Annotated in this window: 19 protein-coding genes; 16 read left to right on the forward strand and 3 right to left on the reverse strand. The window is 43.3% G+C overall.

Annotated features, from left to right (window positions below):
* Positions 1-109: 109 nt before the first annotated feature.
* Positions 110-2,938 (reverse strand): NPCBM/NEW2 domain-containing protein, encoded by a 2,829-nt coding sequence (locus J2X61_RS10740; protein ID WP_310187756.1) that lies wholly within the window; start codon positions 2,936-2,938, stop codon positions 110-112.
* Between the two features lie 1,373 nt (positions 2,939-4,311).
* Between J2X61_RS10740 and J2X61_RS10745 the strand changes: the two genes are divergently transcribed.
* Complete coding sequence (locus tag J2X61_RS10745) at positions 4,312-5,667, forward strand: hypothetical protein (RefSeq protein ID WP_310187758.1); 1,356 nt, start codon at positions 4,312-4,314, stop codon at positions 5,665-5,667.
* 479 nt (positions 5,668-6,146) lie between these two features.
* Here the strand turns inward: J2X61_RS10745 and map are convergent, their stop codons facing one another.
* Together map and J2X61_RS10755 are read right to left on the reverse strand one after the other, a co-directional pair.
* On the reverse strand, positions 6,147-6,893 hold the full coding sequence (gene map / locus J2X61_RS10750; protein WP_274470130.1) for a type I methionyl aminopeptidase: 747 nt from the start codon (positions 6,891-6,893) through the stop codon (positions 6,147-6,149).
* A 7-nt stretch (positions 6,894-6,900) separates the two neighbouring features.
* Positions 6,901-7,485: a TetR/AcrR family transcriptional regulator gene (locus J2X61_RS10755; RefSeq protein ID WP_274470129.1), complete on the reverse strand. Its 585-nt coding sequence runs from the start codon at positions 7,483-7,485 to the stop codon at positions 6,901-6,903.
* Between the two features lie 277 nt (positions 7,486-7,762).
* Here J2X61_RS10755 and J2X61_RS10760 point away from each other — a divergent pair, with 277 nt between their 5' ends.
* From J2X61_RS10760 to J2X61_RS10825, 15 genes are all read left to right on the forward strand, one after another.
* Positions 7,763-9,064, forward strand: coding sequence for an NAD(P)/FAD-dependent oxidoreductase (locus J2X61_RS10760; protein WP_274470128.1), 1,302 nt, complete (start codon positions 7,763-7,765; stop codon positions 9,062-9,064).
* On the forward strand, positions 9,042-9,905 hold the full coding sequence (locus tag J2X61_RS10765) for an RNA polymerase sigma-70 factor (protein WP_274470127.1): 864 nt from the start codon (positions 9,042-9,044) through the stop codon (positions 9,903-9,905). Before J2X61_RS10760 ends, J2X61_RS10765 begins: the two co-directional genes overlap by 23 nt.
* A gap of 574 nt (positions 9,906-10,479) precedes the next feature.
* Positions 10,480-10,878 carry a hypothetical protein gene (locus tag J2X61_RS10770; RefSeq protein ID WP_310187759.1) on the forward strand — a complete coding sequence of 133 codons (399 nt, stop codon included), beginning with the start codon at positions 10,480-10,482 and terminating at the stop codon, positions 10,876-10,878.
* Positions 10,879-10,988: 110 nt separating this feature from the next.
* The gene (locus J2X61_RS10775; protein WP_310187760.1) at positions 10,989-11,180 is read left to right on the forward strand and encodes a hypothetical protein; all 192 of its coding nucleotides are present in this window, start codon (positions 10,989-10,991) and stop codon (positions 11,178-11,180) included.
* Between the two features lie 14 nt (positions 11,181-11,194).
* Positions 11,195-11,461: an NUDIX hydrolase gene (locus J2X61_RS10780; RefSeq protein WP_310188054.1), complete on the forward strand. Its 267-nt coding sequence runs from the start codon at positions 11,195-11,197 to the stop codon at positions 11,459-11,461.
* 58 nt (positions 11,462-11,519) lie between these two features.
* Positions 11,520-11,684, forward strand: a complete 165-nt coding sequence (locus J2X61_RS10785) for a hypothetical protein (RefSeq protein WP_310187762.1) — start codon at positions 11,520-11,522, stop codon at positions 11,682-11,684.
* 402 nt (positions 11,685-12,086) lie between these two features.
* Positions 12,087-12,905 carry a helix-turn-helix transcriptional regulator gene (locus J2X61_RS10790; RefSeq protein WP_310187763.1) on the forward strand — a complete coding sequence of 273 codons (819 nt, stop codon included), beginning with the start codon at positions 12,087-12,089 and terminating at the stop codon, positions 12,903-12,905.
* An 86-nt stretch (positions 12,906-12,991) separates the two neighbouring features.
* A complete protein-coding gene (locus J2X61_RS10795) occupies positions 12,992-13,369 on the forward strand; it encodes a VOC family protein (protein ID WP_310187764.1) in 378 nt (125 codons plus the stop codon).
* Between the two features lie 263 nt (positions 13,370-13,632).
* Positions 13,633-14,103 carry a hypothetical protein gene (locus tag J2X61_RS10800; RefSeq protein WP_310187765.1) on the forward strand — a complete coding sequence of 157 codons (471 nt, stop codon included), beginning with the start codon at positions 13,633-13,635 and terminating at the stop codon, positions 14,101-14,103.
* A 331-nt stretch (positions 14,104-14,434) separates the two neighbouring features.
* A complete protein-coding gene (locus J2X61_RS10805) occupies positions 14,435-14,665 on the forward strand; it encodes a helix-turn-helix domain-containing protein (RefSeq protein ID WP_274470118.1) in 231 nt (76 codons plus the stop codon).
* Positions 14,649-14,846 (forward strand): hypothetical protein, encoded by a 198-nt coding sequence (locus J2X61_RS36340; protein WP_396135428.1) that lies wholly within the window; start codon positions 14,649-14,651, stop codon positions 14,844-14,846. Before J2X61_RS10805 ends, J2X61_RS36340 begins: the two co-directional genes overlap by 17 nt.
* 3 nt (positions 14,847-14,849) lie before the next feature.
* Positions 14,850-15,068, forward strand: coding sequence for a helix-turn-helix domain-containing protein (locus tag J2X61_RS10810; protein ID WP_310188056.1), 219 nt, complete (start codon positions 14,850-14,852; stop codon positions 15,066-15,068).
* Between the two features lie 253 nt (positions 15,069-15,321).
* Complete coding sequence (locus J2X61_RS10815; RefSeq protein ID WP_310187766.1) at positions 15,322-15,705, forward strand: hypothetical protein; 384 nt, start codon at positions 15,322-15,324, stop codon at positions 15,703-15,705.
* Positions 15,706-15,933: 228 nt separating this feature from the next.
* A complete protein-coding gene (locus tag J2X61_RS10820) occupies positions 15,934-16,542 on the forward strand; it encodes a hypothetical protein (RefSeq protein WP_310187767.1) in 609 nt (202 codons plus the stop codon).
* A gap of 197 nt (positions 16,543-16,739) precedes the next feature.
* Positions 16,740-17,189 (forward strand): GNAT family N-acetyltransferase, encoded by a 450-nt coding sequence (locus J2X61_RS10825; RefSeq protein WP_274470112.1) that lies wholly within the window; start codon positions 16,740-16,742, stop codon positions 17,187-17,189.
* Positions 17,190-17,269: the final 80 nt, after the last annotated feature.

Raw genomic sequence — 17,269 nt, forward strand, 5'->3', positions numbered from 1 at the left:
ATTAGCTTTTCATATCGGCCGCCACTGAAGCTAAATAGAGTGTATCCTTGGTCCGTTTTGGTTCCGGCAGCTGGCAAACATCATCTAGGAGACATAATGCTGCAATAACTTATTGGATTTTGGATGCAACATACGCAAGATCACTAATATCGATCTTATTATCGTTGTTCATATCAGCAATCCTGGCTGCCGCCCAGTCTGTGCTAGTGGAATCCTTACCGTAATAGTAAGCAACCATCGCAAGATCGCCTACATTGATGCTTCCATCCTTGTTGAGGTCTGCAGACTTCATAACTGCTGCTTTGAAGGCATCAACTGCACTGTTCAGTGCTGTTACGGCATTGTCAACCTGGGACTGTGTTGCACTCTGATTGTCTTTTACAGCTTTTGCTGCAGTGAGGGCTGCACCGAATGCATCCTTGGCTGCCTGTGAGTATTGACCAGCGGCTGTACCAACGACTGCTGCGTCATACAAGCTCTGTGCATTCGTAATGGCTGATGTCAAAGCTGTCTTATCTACAACCACTTCAATACTGCTTACTGAAATGCTCTTACTGCCAAGTGCCGCCTGAATTACGGTTCCCTCTGGAGCCACACCAAGCTTTGCCAGAGTAGCTGCAATCGTTCCGTTTGTATTCTGAACACCAGCTTTTACTTTGAAGGTTAGATTTAGAACCGGCGTAGTGTCTCCGGATATTCCCCCTCCGGTATTGGCGGTAATGAGTCTAACTTTCCCGGCAGTGGCTTTATCCTCTATCACGATCTGAATGTTGTTGTTTGCGCTTGCCGCACTCACATAATCAAATACGTTGGAATCATAAGACATGGTAATGTCCTGGGCATAAACACTTTGTGTTACGTTGTTCAGGCTAACTCCTACTGTAAAGCTGCTTCCAGGGTTCACACTGCTGTCTCCTGAGAGTGCAGTAGTGGGTACTTTCGCTGCAATCACTCTGGCACCTGCCCAATCACCATGATCATATGCGTTCCCATCCCCACCATCGGTTACGACCAGTTTGAGAATCTGTGCTCCTTTTATATTTATATTCGCAGTTACAGTAGGGCTAGTTGCTGTCATGAGTCCGCTTTCCCACAGCTTTACCCCATCTCCAAAAACCTGAAACGTAACACTGCCCTGGTTGACCTCATCATCAATTCCTACATCAGAAATAAAAGATTCATATTTACCGTTTAAATTGTAAGTGATTTCACTTCGTGAATTTGTACCCAAGCCTTTGTTATACTGGACACCATTAAGGGTTATTTTTTTTCCGTCATTTGTACCATTGTTTCCAACCGACATATCCTTCTCTACCGGTCCCCATCCATTTGTTGATGAGACCCATGCTAAGTCACTTAAATACGCGCTGCCGTCAGATAAATTTACTACAACTTTTAAACTTTCTTGCTGCTGCCTTGTAATACTCCCGTCTAAGTAGTTCAATGTGATACCAATATCTTGTGACCCTACTGAAGTAGAAGGAGCAGCAATATTCCAGCTAGCCGTTACCGTTTCTCCAATTGCAATGTTATTAAATCTGTTGGCGGATGTTGGCGCTACTGTCCAACCATTAGGAACTTGTAAACTTACAGATGCGTCTTGAATATTCTTGACACCACTATTGTAAATAGTAATTGAGTAACTAACAGTTTTACCTGCCTCTAAATTAGCATTTGAAGCCGCAGGTGTAATATCCAGTGAAGCAGGCACATCAGCTAATGCTGCCGGCGTTATTCTGAACATTGCAGTACCGTGAGAAGGTACATCAGCGCTGATTGTTCCAAAAGATCCCTTGCTCTGATGCGACCATAAGTCTCTAACTAGGTATCCTTCTGAAGAGGGAAGTCCTATATCGGCAGCTGTTAAACGAATTTTCGTTGCTTGTGCCCCTCTATTTAACAATGCGACTGCTTTGTCACCATTCGCAAGTGGTTTCACAAGCACTTCGGTATCTCCATTGTCAATAATTTTAGCAGCTTGAACTCCAAGCGGGTCCTGATTTACAGCAATTACTTCTTTATTCATTAAAATATCTTTAGTGGCTTGTGACATACTTCTGAGATCATTCCCGGCAATAAGTGGCGACGCTAGCATGCTCCACAAGCTGAACTGTGAACGGTATTCTTCTGTAGTCGCACCACCATTACCTATTTCAAGCATATCCGGGTCATTCCAGCCGCCAGGTCCTGCGCTGGTATTATGAGTGACAGCTGTATCATAAGCATTAATGATCCCGTTATACCAATTAGTCCCTTTTTCCCATGCATCCCCAATATCCTGGCCAGTGCGCCACAAATTACCGATTTGCGGTCCCCACTCCCATGGTGATTGCTCCCCCCAGTTGCAAATACTATAAACAATTCCTCTTCCGGAATTGTTTAGTGCTTTCCCGAATTCACCGTACCAAGTTGCCGCATTAGGTTTCGGACCGGAGTTTAATAATTTCGCATCTGGATCAACATAACACCAATCCACTTTGACATAGTCAACCCCCCATTCAGCATACGTTTGCGCATCTATATCGTAGTAACCTCGACTGCCCGGACGCCCTGCACAAGTCTTATAACCAACATCCGTATACAGTCCAAGTTTTAAACCTTTCGAGTGGATATAATCAGCAAGAGCTTTCATTCCATTTGGGAACCGTACGGGGTCAACCACAATTTTACCCGTTGTTGCATCTCTAGAAGTTTGCCAACAATCGTCGATATTCACATATTGATATCCGGCATCCTTCATACCACTTGAAACCATAGCGTCAGCCATTTCTTTAACCAAGCTTTCACTAACATTGCAACCAAATTTGTTCCAGGTGTTCCATCCCATTGGTGGTGTCTTAGCAAGACCATTCTCTGAAGCTTCTGCTGGAATACTTGGAGTAAAGAAATACATGCTGACCATAATTAAAAGTGTAACAATCAGCCAAGCTCTTCTCATGTTTTTTCAACCTCCATGGTATTTAGATAAAATAAGTTTAGGCTGAATACTACAAAACTGTTTGCGCTTTCAAAACATAGATCAAAGACGGTAAGGGTTGAGAAGGAACTTCTACGGTTTCCCTTAATCGAATTGTTCTTGATCAGTGTCATAGTAGAAATACCTTATAAAACGTCTAATGAAATCCTTATCAGGTAGTCATTTGCTTTACGGCAGAAGGTGGAAAATTGGAGAAAGTAGTGAACGGTAGAAGTGAGGACCATTTTATTCCGGCTGGGAGGTAACAAGAGCAGAGTTCGTAAAGTTCCATTGCTGCACAGAAGCTCGGCAACGTGCAAGGCAAGACGGCAGCATCGGTGTAAACGAGCAAATCAGTCGCGAAGATATGGTGATGATTATTTAACGGGCTTTAAAGATTATTAGTTCTACAACTGTACAGGCAAATGGTGCAATCCTTGATCAGGATCTAATCTCGGCATACGCCAAGGATGCCGTACGGGCTGCAAAACAGTCAAAGCTAATGGAGGGAGTAACAGGGGTACTTCGAACCAAAGGGAAATGCGACGAGAGCACGAGATGCTAAAGTCATTTATAGATTTTTATCAAATAATGAAATGAAATTTCAGTGAAGATTTGGCGGTTCATACATTGAATGATCCTCCACAGCAAAAACCTTTCTTCAGGACAAGGCAGCACTAATCAGTCTCCGGATGCCGCCGTCTTTAAACTACATTGTTCAAAATCCTATGTATGATAACGGCTGATTCGCTCTTACCGCCGTATCATGTTTTGTTTACACCCCTTTCAGTCATTTGTAATTACCAAAATTACTGTGTTGTGATAATTACTGTGTTCAGTTTAACTTAAACGCAATCATTTCAGAATGTAATTTTTTTTTAGAAAAGTGAAGATTTTTATGTATTGACTTGCTAGCACGTATTCGATTGTTGAAAAGATATACACTTTCTATAAAAACACTCGGGAATTTATTTAAAAGTTCCAAATTTATTCTAAAGGGCAGAGGACGAACAAGGCTGTGTCTGTCATGCATACGTTTTTTTGCAGAAAAACGAACAAATGTTCGTTTTTGAATGTAACCCAGTTTTATCCAAGGAGAAATGAATAATAACGAAATTAAAAAAAGAAAACTTATTACTACAAACTAACGGGGAACTTTATGCTGAGGATACTATATGGAATCAAAAAAGGTCTCGAATTTCATACGAATGCACTATTTCCCAAAGAACTTTTTCCAGTTTTATCCGTATAAGATGTTGTGTGGAAAGTGTTTTTCTTCCGCGACTATAATAGGAAAGCGAATTGGAGGTGTAGACCTGAGAAAGGTATCTGTCTTGTTAACCGCTACAATTCTTATGTCTTCCATGTTGTGCTGGGGAACTGCAAATGCTAATTCACACGATTCGTCACCCCAAAAAATAACACTATTTGAAAATACAAAGCTCTATCGTTCTCCGGATGCTCATTCAGATCCTATCGCAACGCTTTCTCCACAAACGGTACAGGTAATCGGAACAGAACCCGGGTGGATAATGAAAGATAATCCTTGGTTTATGATCAATACCTGGCTGGGGGTTGAGTGGATCCAGCCTAATCTCGGCTATCCCGGAGAAGAATTACCGTTAAACAAGGAAATAGCGCTCACGGGGGATGAAGACTTATACGATTATCCGCTGTCCGGGTACAGAAATGGGGGGACGATCTCCCCCCAGACGGTTGATGCCATATCTATCTTGGGTCCTTGGTTGAAAATTAAATCGTGGTTAGGCGATAAGTGGATTAATCCTAAGCATATGGTTAAATACGATGTACATCCGAATACAGGGATTCTTGATATGAACGGGATCACCCCAATTTTTGCGCTTCCGAAATCCGACAGTAATGTCGTCGGCGAGTTGTCTCCACAGCAGCTGGTTTATTTTGAGAGAGCCGATAACTGGTATCACGTCAATACCTGGTTGGGCACCCAATGGGTAAACCCGAGAATCTCATTGCCCATCAACAAAGTAGAAAGCAATAAAAGCATTTCCTTAACCGCTGCTGCCCGAATCTATAAGTATCCTAGCCATGAGACCAAAATGCTGGGAATGCTTGCTCCGCAAGATATTACGGCCTTCGAACAGGTGGACGGATGGTATCATATCCACACGACTTGGGTTGGGGATGGCTGGATTTATCCAGATGTAGATCCTCAAACATATATGCCACCGACCTTCTTTCCCTCTGTTCAATTGGAGGGTGAATGGGAATTTCATCAGCTTGATCCAGGGACACGGGTAAATAATTATCCAATTGACCCTTATATCTATATTGATGGACAGAATACGATTGACAACGGGTTTAAACTAGGTACACCAATAAAGCTCCGGCTAATGTTAATCAATCTTAGCGATTCTTCTCTCACCCTAAAAAGCCCATTGACATCTGAAATAGAGATATACCGTCTAACCGTTGATGGGAAGCAACTGGTTTGGAGTGGTCAGATTCCACCATTATCCGGTGTTATTCCTGGGAAATGGGGGGCTGAGGAAATTACGTTCCAGCCATGGAACCAGAAGGATGCGGACGGTAAACAAGTTGCCCCGGGGGACTATTTTGTGCAACTCAAGTCGCCCCTCAATATTACGTTTACGGCTGACGGGAAGGATGCCTTGGAAACTTACAAGGCTGGAGGCAGAGAGCAAGCGGTAAATCATTTTACAATTGAATAACGAAATTATAAGAATGTTAGAAGCCAATGCATAAAATATGGGATATAGGTATAGGTTGTTAAGTCGAAGTGGAATCGGATTTGAATGAGGATTGTGATGCTCTCTCATAATTGCATTAATTGGGGCGCCTAAGTTGCATGTACTGTGGCTTTTTCATTGAATGACCTCAAGTTTTTGTCAAAATTAGATGACAAGAACTTGAGGTCATTCCCGATTTAGACAAGAACATTATGACATTCCCGAAACGGGAGACTATAGTTGAACCAGAACAGGTAGCAGTCTGCCGCGCAGCTGGTCCATGTTTTCATCGAGGATGATTAACGCAGAACGATAGTTAACCGGACGTCAGTCCTTTCAATTTGCCGAAGAGCTCTGTGCTCTATGAGAGATTGGTAAAACGCATTTATAGGATGAAGAAATATGCTATGCCGCATACATAAAAACAAGTCGACCATCTCGTTGGTCGACTACTACTTGTATTATTGTGCGGTCAGGATCTGGGGACCTTCAGCGGTGATAGCGATCGTATGCTCGTATTGGGCGGCGAGCTTGCGGTCCAGCGTCCGCGCAGTCCAGCCATCTGCATCGATTGTCATATAGTAGGTTCCTTCGGTGATCATAGGCTCGATCGTGAAAACCATACCTTCCTTCATGCGAAGGCCCTTGCCGGGCTTGCCGACATGCATATAGTTCGGATCCTCGTGCAGGTCCCGTCCGATACCATGCGCGAGAAGGTCGCGCACGACGCCGAAGCCGTTCGATTCGGCATGCCGCTGGATCACGCTCGTTACGTCGCCTAGCCGATTGCCGGGCTGCGCCTGCACGATGCCGAGGTCAAGGCACTCCTTCGTGACGCGCATTAGCTTCTCGGCCGTCGGTGAGATCTTCCCGACCGCATAGCTCCAGGCCGAATCGCCGAGCCAGCCGTCGAGTTCTGCGACCGTGTCGATCGTCACGATATCACCTTCCTCAAGTGGCTTATCGCTAGGAAAGCCATGTGCGATCACATCGTTGACGGAGGCACAGGTCGCATAAGGATATCCCTTATAGCCCTTCGTGTAAGGCTTGGCGCCGTGCTTCAAGATAATATCCTCGAAGATGCGCTCAATCTCGTTCGTCGTGATGCCCGGTTGGATGAGCGGGGCAATTGTGCGATGGCATTCGGCTACCACTTGACATGCCTTCCGGATGGCTTCGATTTCATGCTTGCTTTTTAAGATGACCATGTTCGTATCAGGGCTCCTTTGTAATGGCTTGCATTGCGAGCAGGGCAATTCGATCAACGTCCAGCTCGGAAGTGCCTGCATAGTAGTGCAGCCCACAACAGCCAACCAGCACGGCAAGCATATGGTCGACACTGTCGTCTTCGCGTTGGGCGATCGATTGGAGCGGTACATACAGCTTTTCCATGAATCGTCTCTTGGTGGCGGACCGATCCTTCTCAGGCAAGCCTGCAAAATGCTCCGACGCCATCTTGTAGACGAGATATGTGCGGGCGTCCAACCGCCACAGTCCGAGCAGTGTCTTGCAGTATGTCAACAGCTGCCTGTCATCCGATTTGCCGCCGCAGATGTTTGCCCATTCTGCCAAGGCTTGCTCGCATCGTTCGAAGCCGCTGCCCAGCAAATCATCTATTAATAAATGTCGGTTGGGGTAGTAATGGTATACAGTCCCGTAACCGAGCTCAGCCTCGCGGGCGACATCGCGAATATCAAAGCTCCCGCCTGTACGGAAGTAGGTGCGCGCGGCGGCGTCTAGGATCTGTTCACTGCGCTGCATGCGAATAAGCTCATTTTGTTCTTTGGTACGGGGACACATAAGTGCGAGAACCTCCTTGTATAGACCTACAAATTTGTCGATATAAAAATAATAACATCCTTAGCGGGGATATGCAAACCTTACTATCATTAATGAATAACTTCAATACAATTGTATTCACAGAATATGTGTGGAGATGATGCAAAGCTTAGTCTATTCTGCGCGCCGCAAATAGTACTTAATCAAAGACCGTGGCATTCATTTTCTTTTTGCTTTTCTGTCACACTTTACATCCCTTGCCCGTCATACAGGTAAAATTTGAAAGGGATGATGAGCGATGCAAAAGGTTGATGTGGTCGTGGTTGGTGGAGGGATTGCGGGTTTAACCGCAGCAATTTACGCAGCCATAGCCGGGAAACAAACGGTGCTCATTGAAAAACAGAATCGCTTAGGCGGCCGAGCCATCTCCAATAAGAAAAAAGGAGCTTACTTCAATTTAGGTGCGCATTCCTTGTATAAGGGAGATGCGTACGACACTTTCCAGGAATTGGGACTGGCGTTGCAAGGAAAGCGGCCTTCATCGTTCGCTTATGGCGTTTGGAAAGGGAAATTGAACACCTTGCCTTCGGATTTGAAATCCTTGTTTACGACCCCGTTGTTGTCCTGGAAAGGAAAGATGGAGTTTGCTTCCTGTCTTATGAAAGTTAAAAAAGCGGATACTCGTCAATTTGACCGGATCAGTATCCGTGAATGGGTAGAAGGGAATTTGCGAGATCCCATGGTACGCAATATCTTTTATTCGTTACTTCGTGCCGCCAGTTATGTGGTCGGGCCGGATTTGCCAGCCGCGGGTCCTGTATTGAAACAGCTGCAGAATGCCCTTAAAGGCGCGTTGTACCTGGATCGTGGCTGGGGCGAATTGATCGAGGAAATGCGGAAAAAGGCATCCGACCTTGGAGTTCAGTTATTAATAAACACCAAAGTCTCGTCCATCGATACCCGCGGTGGGATCGTGCGGCAGGTTCTCTTTGAAGACGGGACGAAAATCGATACGCACCATGTTATCCTTGCCACATCGCCTACTATTGCCAATGAGTTGGTGCCCTTTGCAGAAAAAACCGCCATTCATACATGGAAAGAACAAGCGATTGAGGTCACAGCGGCTTGCCTGGATGTGGCCTTGAAACGACTTCCCAAGCCTAAGCAACAATTTGCTTACGGGATAGATCAAACCATACTTCTTAGCAATTATTCGCGTGCGGCTTACCTAAGCGACGATAGTGCGCAAGTCATATCGCTCATTAAGTATCAAGGGAAAGAACCGGACCCGGATAAAGATTTGCAAGAACTGGAGGGTGTGCTGGATTTGATGCAGCCGGGATGGCGGGAAGAATTGATTGTCAAGCAATACCTTCCTAAAATGACGGTTTGTCACGATTTTATGCATATGAAACGACGTGAGAATCCCGGACCCGCTGTCCCGGAAGTACAAGGATTATATGTTGCAGGAGAATGGGCATCGCACGGTGAAGTATTGGTTGATGCTGCAACGGCAAGCGCCAAAAGAGCCATACAACAGATGCTCTCACTTGAGAGTAAGGAGAGGAATTCCTTTAATGAGCACAGAGGAATTATATAAACGTCATAAAACGGAGCTATTTTCGTTAGCCTATCGAATGCTCGGCAGCGTCATGGATGCGGAAGATATCGTACAAGATGCTTTTTTGAGTTATGACGGGATATACGACGCCGGGACAATCCGTAACGAAAGGGCATTTCTATACAAAATCGTAACGAATCGTTGTCTTGATCTTCTACGCTCGTCAGCCAAAAAACGGGAAATGTACGTCGGTCCATGGCTTCCGGAGCCCCTGATCGAAAAAGGGGCTTCGGACAACGATCCATCTTATAGATATTTGCGGTCGGAATCGATTTCCACGGCTTATCTTCTGCTTCTGCAGCAATTGAGTGCAACGGAAAGGGCGGTTTTTCTTCTTCGGGAGATTTTTCATTATTCGTTTGAAGAGATTGCCGATATCGTCGGGAAAAGCAGTGCGAATTGCCGGCAAATTTTCCACCGCGCCAAAAAAAGCATCCATTTCGACCCGGACCAACAACCGTCGGTTTCCATTGCGGAGGATAGGATAAAAGAGTTTGTGAATTCGCTGTTGCAAGGAAATACGACGAAGCTTCTTGAACTGGTTAGTGAGAATGTTGTTCTCTACTCGGACGGCGGAGGCAAAGTAAGCGCGGCACAAGTGCCTGTTGTCGGGTTTGAGCAAGTGATGAAGCTTCATCAACATGTGATCAACATGCATGCGGGTAAATTTGCGTACTCGTTCCTCATGGTGAATGGGCTCCCCGGAATCCGTATTCGTTTGGATGAAGGGATTCAATATGTTTATTCTTTTGCTTATCGAGATCATAAGATCGAAGCGATTTATACTGTCGCAAATCCGGAAAAGTTAAGACATCTATAGTGATTGGTTGATTAAGCTAACGGGAGACGTTAGTTTAGAAAGCGTTATAGAAATGTGGAATGCTTTAATATCATTTTAATTGGTCATGAGGGACATATATATGCTGGTTTATTTTTACCGATTCTTGATTTTCGTCACATTAACCCTACCAACTGTGATAACACTTTATCTGTTGTTAAGATTCTATCCGCACACAGGTCTGGGTAGAATTATAACCCTACCACTTACTATTGTATTTAACGGTGTAATTATTATCATGGGTACAACATGGAGTATATATTTAAAAAAACCACATTACGCAATGAAATGGATTTTAGTATCTTTGTTAACAGTTTTTGTTGCATTGATATCATACCCCCAAGATTTCGGTCCTCATGTCATAATTAAAATATGGAATGATTTATACTGAATTGGTTAAATCGTTGAGAAGTCACATATCGTTGTAGAATGATAGCGGTTGTTCATTAAGCTAACGGAGAACGATAGCATAATCGAGACATATGTTAGTTGGCAATGAAATTTGCTTGTCGTTTTCAAACTAGCGGGGAGAATCATTTGAGGTGACGCGGTAGATATGCAGAAAATCTCTAAGATACAGATTGACAAACTGCTCGATAGCATAAAAGATGCTTCCTGTAATCTCGAAGACGATCAGATTGTGGAGATGATTGGGAATTGGATTCCAAGCTACAATTGTGAGGGTGCTGCGAATGGATTTTTAGAAATTGTTCCTGTAGTTGTTCATGCTCGTCCACGTCTCGAACGGGCGCTTTTGAAAATAGCAATACGTCCGATGTTTTACATGGGCATAAGTGAATCTAAACAGGTGTTTGCTTGGATAAACCACTTCCTAAGCGACGAGCGCAATGGTCCATCAGAAGAATGTGTGGCTTGGTTGAAAAATGAACTTATAGAGTCAAAGGCAGTTTTAATTATGGACCTCCTAAAAGAGATTGAGGTAGAAGAAGAATAAGAACAAGTTTCGTTAAGCTATCGGGACACAGGATAGCTTAAACCCGCATAACGGCAGCTGATCAGTGATCGGCTGTCGTTTTTTCAACTAAAGGGCAGGATACTTACAATATGTGGTATTATAAAAAAGAACTGAAACTGAAGCTGACGATGGCTCTGAGATTTGAAATGGAGAGGATATTAGTGGGTTTTGTTAAGTTTGGTTTTGGCGTTCATGCTATAATAACAACTTCCGAAGGTCAAATACTTCTGTTAAAGCGAACATTGGAAATAAAGGATGGAGTTTACCAGGTGGTGGTGTAGACGCTGATGAAACTATTCATCAAGCGTTATTTCGAGAATGTTGTGAAGAACTTGGAATAGAAGTTCAGAATGCTGTATTAACGGGATTTTATTATCATATTAGTATTAATGCACAAGTTGGAATATTTCGCTGTTACTTACCAGAGGATGCGGAAATAAAACTTAGTTCCGAACATTCTGAATATAAATGGGTGGATATTTTTTCATTAAGCGAGGTACAACGAATAAGGGCTTTAGACGCATTGGAGTATCATGGTCAAGTAATAAGTCGTGCTTTTTGAAAAATTTCAGACAAAAATGAATTAATCTATCCCGTATGGTTAGAAGGGAGATTTTTATATGTCTTTTCCATTTGACTGTATTAGCGATTTTATGTTTTTCGAAACCGAGTTGGGTCATTCAGATGTAATTTTAATTCCAGGTGCAAGTCATCCTCAGTTAATGGAAAGAGCCGCAATGTTATATCAACAAGGTATCGCTCCGTTGATCCTGCCTTCTGGCTAACGGAAACGTTAGTTCAAAATAAGGGAGCAGATTGTCGCGGCCGGCAGCTGTTCCTTTTTTGAGCTAAAGGGCAGGCTAGTTACAATAATGAAAATGATGAATTGTGGCGCTTAATCGATTTAGGATGGAACATTCGATACTTAAAGTTAACCAAACCGTTACTAGTAGAAGCACTGGTGATCAAAGCTGTCTTTCCTATATAAACATTCATAATCTCATTCTCCTTTTCCGGAAAAGATAAACTTCGACACTGCATTATTGAATTGAAAAGGACATATGTCTGCTTATCAGTTATTTGTTACAATACATTCATGAGGTGGAATACAGTCCTCGGCGAGCCAAGTTAGCCTTGAAAGCCGCCAAGGTGTCAAAATTTTTACGTAATAGGGGGAAGAAGCGCAGATGACCCATCCTTACCGACCCTTGCATGCTCCCCAATTGCAGCCGCAGTTGCATATCCTCTCGCACAACTTCCGGGAGTTTGCGCCGAGCCGTCGCCTGGCGTCGCATGTAGCAGCCTATTGGACAGTGGATTTCCTGCCGGTACCGGGAAATCCGGGACATCGAGTCATTCCCGATGGCTGCGTCGATATTATAGTGGACCTGTTGGCTTCATCAAGCAGGCAGGCCGCTTATGTCGTAGGGCTAACGGCACAAGTCGAAGTTTTGCAATTTGCTAAAGCACGCTCGATATGGGGCATCCGGCTGTATTCGGAGTCGGCCCGCACGATCCTGAAGTCTCCTATATCGACATTAACGGCAAATCGTGTGTTTTTGGAGGATCTCTGGGGACAAGAGGCTCTGGATTGGGTCGAAAAGCTACTGACTGCCCAATCGTTACCAGACAGGATCGAGGTCGTAGAGCAGCAATTGGGCCGAATACTGGCTGCGAACGAGGCACCTGCTCCCACTTTGATCTACCAGAGCATGCAGTATATATACGAGGTCAAAGGTAATCTTTCCGTAACGGATTTGGCGGATAAAGTGAACTTCAGTGAGAGGCATCTGCGAAGGGTCTTTGAACTGGAGCTTGGCCTCAGCCCGAAGGAGATGCTCGGCATCGTCCGCTTTCAAAGCGTGCTGGAGGAATTGTACAACGGAGACTATTTCAACATGACGGATTTGGCGCTTCAACACGGGTACTACGATCAGTCGCACTTCGCTGGCGTTTTTAAGCGATATTACGGACTTCCACTCAAACGGCTGACCAAGCAGGAGTGAGGAAGTCCGTTTTTTACTATTTTGCAATGAGGGACAATTACTATAATGGGAGTGAAAATCAAGCAAGGCGAGGGGAGCAGCAGAGCATGAAGGTAAAGTTGAAACGAGTCGCGATTTATGTAGAAGAGATGAAGAGGGCGTTGGATTTTTATCGCGTGTTGGGACTGACTATTCCAGACGGCGCCGACGAAGCGCATCACGTAGACGTGGAGCAAGAAGGAATTGTGTTTACATTCGATATGGTGGAATCGGTAAAGCGTGTTTTTGAAGGCTGGGAAGATCCTGTCGGCTACCGGACAGAGCTCGCCTTTCAGTTCTCCAGCAACGAAGCGCTGGACGACGTGTACCGTCAGTTGACGACGCTTGGGTATGACGGCTTCCTCGAGCCGCGAGATACACCGTGGGGAGAGCGATATGCGATCATAAAGGACCCCGATAACAATTTAATCAGTCTCGTCGCTTAGCGAAGAGAAGGAATGCGCCATTAAACAACAAGCAGAAGGGAAGCACTGTCGCCAGTGTATCTTCGCCTTTAGGAACAGGGAGTAGGCTTAGGCCGCCGCGGCGATGCTCTTTTTTTCATTAAACGACGGGGAACTTTAGTTCAATTAATAAAGCTGCAGCCGGATCTGAGGATCTGCTGCAGCTTTTGTTGAAGTAAAGGGCAGAATAATTCCAATATGTGGTATTATAAATGGTGAATAACAAGCACTGGAGGAAATCTTAATTGAAAAAAATTATTATAATAATTCTTTTATTAGCGACCATTATGGGGATATCGTTCTATTACATCTTCACTCAAGCCAAAGATGCGTTTACCATTGATTCCTCACATGAAATGACGGAATCGGCAGCTACTGAGTTAGTTAGTACCGAACAAAAGTATGGATTTAGGCTAGTCAACGTAAGTGATAAAAAAATAAAACTCTTAAATATCGAATTACAGGGCTTTGTAGGCATCACGTTAAACAATCTTACAATTGACGGAGAACCATTCATACCCCAATTAATACCCAGTCACAGATATTATATGAGTAATGGTGATTGGTCTACCAACAGCCAGGGTGTAAATATTGAATATCTCGCAAAAATTATGAATGAATCGATAAATAACCCCGAAAGTGTGAAAATAACGTATTCATACATGGGAGTTAAGCATAGACAGATAGTAAGAATGCCTGGAACGTCATTACGCTAAGTCACAGGAATTCCTTGATTTCCCAGTAGTAAATCCTGAATAAAGTGTTATGCTTAACGGGAGTCGTGGAACAGACGCCCTGGCTTTAAAAAAGCATGGAATCAGGTCAGGGGATGCATACCTTGGCTTTTTTTATTTTTGTGACTTTTGGCATATCGTGACCCACGAGTACCATTGTTTACGAAAATATTTGCAATTTGCGTTGTTGCATATGCAGGCGGAGAACTATATCAATCAAGACATGACGGCAGCCAGCTAGATAATGATATGCTCCCCTTACGGTAGACAGGTGAAAAAATAAAACCTGTTTGTTGTAAGGGGAGCTTTTTCTATGGCTAGAGGAAAATATAACGCGCTAGAGAAACTCAATATACTTGAGGAAGTGTCAAGGGGAGAGATTGGCTCTCTAGCTGCTGCTAAGAAATATGAGATTAACAAAACAACTTTGATGAAATGGCAGCGCCGCTACAAGCTGTATGGATCTGAAGGTCTGAAGAGCCGTACACATAACCAAAGTTACAGCGCTGAACTTAAAACTCCAAGCGGTGAAGGATTATCTTGAAGGAGAATTATCTCAGTACCAGATCATTGAGAAATACAAGATAGCTAGTACGAGACAACTTTCCGACTGGATTAAGAAGTATAATGGTCATAGCAGCTTAAAAGCCTATAAAGGGGAAGCAAAAGCTATGACAAAGGGTCGTACTACAACGTGGCAGGAACGGATAGAGATTGTTCAGTAATGCCTGACCAATCAGCATGACTATCAAAAAACAGCGGGACAATTCCAAGTCTCCTACCAACAAGTGTATCAATGGGTAAAGAAGTTTGCCGATGGTGGCCAGGATGCGTTAAAGGATGGCCGGGGCAGAAAGAAAGCCCCTGAAGAGTTAACGGAGGCTGAGCAACAGAAACTCAAGATGAAGCAGATGGAGTACGAAATTGAGCGCTACAAGCAAAATTAAACGGCCTTAGTTCGATGGAATTCAGGAACAGGGCCGCCTAACTGTTTTTATTATTTGTACTGTCTACTTGACGGGGGGCTGTTCATAATCGGTTGCCGTTTTCTCAGCTAATAGTTCAAATTAGAGAGAATGAATAATATAGAAGATGCTTTACCTTAAGTACGATGGCAGAATCCAATCAATCATTTCTACACGATTGTCCGTTTCTAATTGTTCTTACCCCCCATACCTTGTGTTGAGGGGGTGATGAAAGATGGCAAATCCAGTTTTCATTGGTTCCAATTGTCTCGCTAAAATAGGAAATCAATTTTTTTTAATAGCAGAAATTGAAGCTAAAGTACCAGGTGTTGAGATTGACCCGTTATTTGCTATTAGATCGACTGCACAACAAGCGCGCCGTCTCTTACGTGCTGGTGTAATGCGCTGTAAAATTCAAAATACTACTCCGAGACCGACTCGAGGTAAAGAAGTTGAGCTGAAGGGTGTTTTATTTGCGAATGGGCAAATATTTTCTGTATTTGATATTGAAAATTCTACCGATGAAGCGGTGCTTGTAAGAATCAACGTGGCTCAGGCACAGAAACTAATAAGTAAAGGGGCACGCATTATTAAAGTTATTCGGCGTCCTTTTACTTAAAAAAGTAATCCTAAGACAGGTCAAAGATTATACACGCGGCGAAGCCACTCTTGTCAAAAGTGGCTTCTTTTCTTTGATAACTTGGCTAACGGAGAACGATAACCCAATAACCCATACATTATGAGGATGCCGGCGCAAATGGCAGCCTTTCGTTCACCTAACGAGCAGTAATCCTCAAATTAAGTTAAAATGAATTGGACCGTTCTAAGTGAAAATGGAGGATTGTTTGTGAAACAAACCCGTCATGAGGCAGCCATTGAGTATCTGAAGATAGCTATTTTTTCCGAAAGAAATTCACAATGTAGAGAAGCAATAAATAATTTGGATTATCATTTTATAAAGGCCAATGATGTTCAAGTTTTAAAAGATATTTATTTTAAATTAATGGACATTACCTTACGAAATAAAATACTTGGAGTTTTAATGCTTAATGAGATTGGACTAAAGCAATTTTTTTTGGAGGCATATAAAAAAGAACGATACTTGGATATGAAGTTGAAAGCAGTTCGTGGCTTAGCGAATTACGCAACAGAAACTGAAGTTGAGCAAATCATGGAACACTTCTTGAAGCTGTTAATGAAACGACCAGAGAATACACCTTACAACTATCAAGAATATGAATTTATCCGTTCTTCCTGTGGACTCCCGTATTTAATAAAAAATTACGGATATTCTTGTTTTGAAAAAGCTCTTAAACAAGAGGAGAAACAGAATAATGAGATGCCAGAAGCATTTAAGGGTCATTATACTTTTGATGAAGACGGTAATCTCATAGAGCTAAGAAATCCAGATGAAGTAAAAGCGATGATGAGTAATTTCTTTTGTTCAAATACATAGCTGAACGAATGATTGCGCTAACGGAGAACGATAGTTCAATAGGGAATCACAGGCACCGGCAACGATTGGCTGCTGTTACCCGTTGGAGTAATTAGAGTTAAGTTCATACAAAGTGACTTGCCATGGCCAAGATATACAATCACCTGTAAATTTTATTTTAGATATTGTAATGATTCAAAGAATTGAGGCGTTTAAACGTGAAAGAAAACAATGTCAGGGAAATTCGAGAAACTGATTATCATGATATTTATTTGCTAAATCAAGACTTTAACCCGAATCTACGTGTATTTACGGAAGAGAGAGTAAGAGCGAAGATTGAAATCATTACAAAGAAAACTAAAGATATCATCTTTGTTTACGAACAAGACACTGAGGTAATAGGATATATTCATGGAAGCCCGTATGAGTTACTTTTTTCCGACTCTTTATTAAACGTTCTGGGTTTTGTTGTTAAAGAAAGTTACAGGAATCAGGGTATAGGCAGTATCTTGATTGATCGCCTGGAACAGTGGGGGAAGGACAGTGGATATTCTGGAATAAAACTGTTATCCCACCCAAGTCGAATTCATGCTCACAGGTTCTATGAGAGACGAGGCTATATGTTTACAAAGGATCAAAAGAATTATATAAAAAAACTCGAAGACTAAACTAACGGGACACGATAGTTCAACGACCTAGAGCAGAATGCTGCCTGCGCAACTGCTCCTTCTGTCTTTAAGCTAGCGGG

It is taken from the genome of Bacillus sp. 3255, from assembly GCF_031456485.1.
Lineage (GTDB): Bacteria > Bacillota > Bacilli > Paenibacillales > NBRC-103111 > Paenibacillus_E.

What these genes read in the sequence shown, in the direction of transcription:
- J2X61_RS10740 (WP_310187756.1), bottom strand. Translation starts at nt 2,938, where the DNA reads ATGAGAAGAGCTTGGCTGATTGTTACACTTTTAATTATGGTCAGCATG.
- J2X61_RS10745 (WP_310187758.1), top strand. Translation starts at nt 4,312, where the DNA reads ATGTCTTCCATGTTGTGCTGGGGAACTGCAAATGCTAATTCACACGAT.
- map (WP_274470130.1), bottom strand. Translation starts at nt 6,893, where the DNA reads ATGGTCATCTTAAAAAGCAAGCATGAAATCGAAGCCATCCGGAAGGCA.
- J2X61_RS10755 (WP_274470129.1), bottom strand. Translation starts at nt 7,485, where the DNA reads ATGTGTCCCCGTACCAAAGAACAAAATGAGCTTATTCGCATGCAGCGC.
- J2X61_RS10760 (WP_274470128.1), top strand. Translation starts at nt 7,763, where the DNA reads ATGCAAAAGGTTGATGTGGTCGTGGTTGGTGGAGGGATTGCGGGTTTA.
- J2X61_RS10765 (WP_274470127.1), top strand. Translation starts at nt 9,042, where the DNA reads ATGAGCACAGAGGAATTATATAAACGTCATAAAACGGAGCTATTTTCG.
- J2X61_RS10770 (WP_310187759.1), top strand. Translation starts at nt 10,480, where the DNA reads ATGCAGAAAATCTCTAAGATACAGATTGACAAACTGCTCGATAGCATA.
- J2X61_RS10775 (WP_310187760.1), top strand. Translation starts at nt 10,989, where the DNA reads ATGTGGTATTATAAAAAAGAACTGAAACTGAAGCTGACGATGGCTCTG.
- J2X61_RS10785 (WP_310187762.1), top strand. Translation starts at nt 11,520, where the DNA reads ATGTCTTTTCCATTTGACTGTATTAGCGATTTTATGTTTTTCGAAACC.
- J2X61_RS10790 (WP_310187763.1), top strand. Translation starts at nt 12,087, where the DNA reads ATGACCCATCCTTACCGACCCTTGCATGCTCCCCAATTGCAGCCGCAG.
- J2X61_RS10795 (WP_310187764.1), top strand. Translation starts at nt 12,992, where the DNA reads ATGAAGGTAAAGTTGAAACGAGTCGCGATTTATGTAGAAGAGATGAAG.
- J2X61_RS10805 (WP_274470118.1), top strand. Translation starts at nt 14,435, where the DNA reads ATGGCTAGAGGAAAATATAACGCGCTAGAGAAACTCAATATACTTGAG.
- J2X61_RS10815 (WP_310187766.1), top strand. Translation starts at nt 15,322, where the DNA reads ATGGCAAATCCAGTTTTCATTGGTTCCAATTGTCTCGCTAAAATAGGA.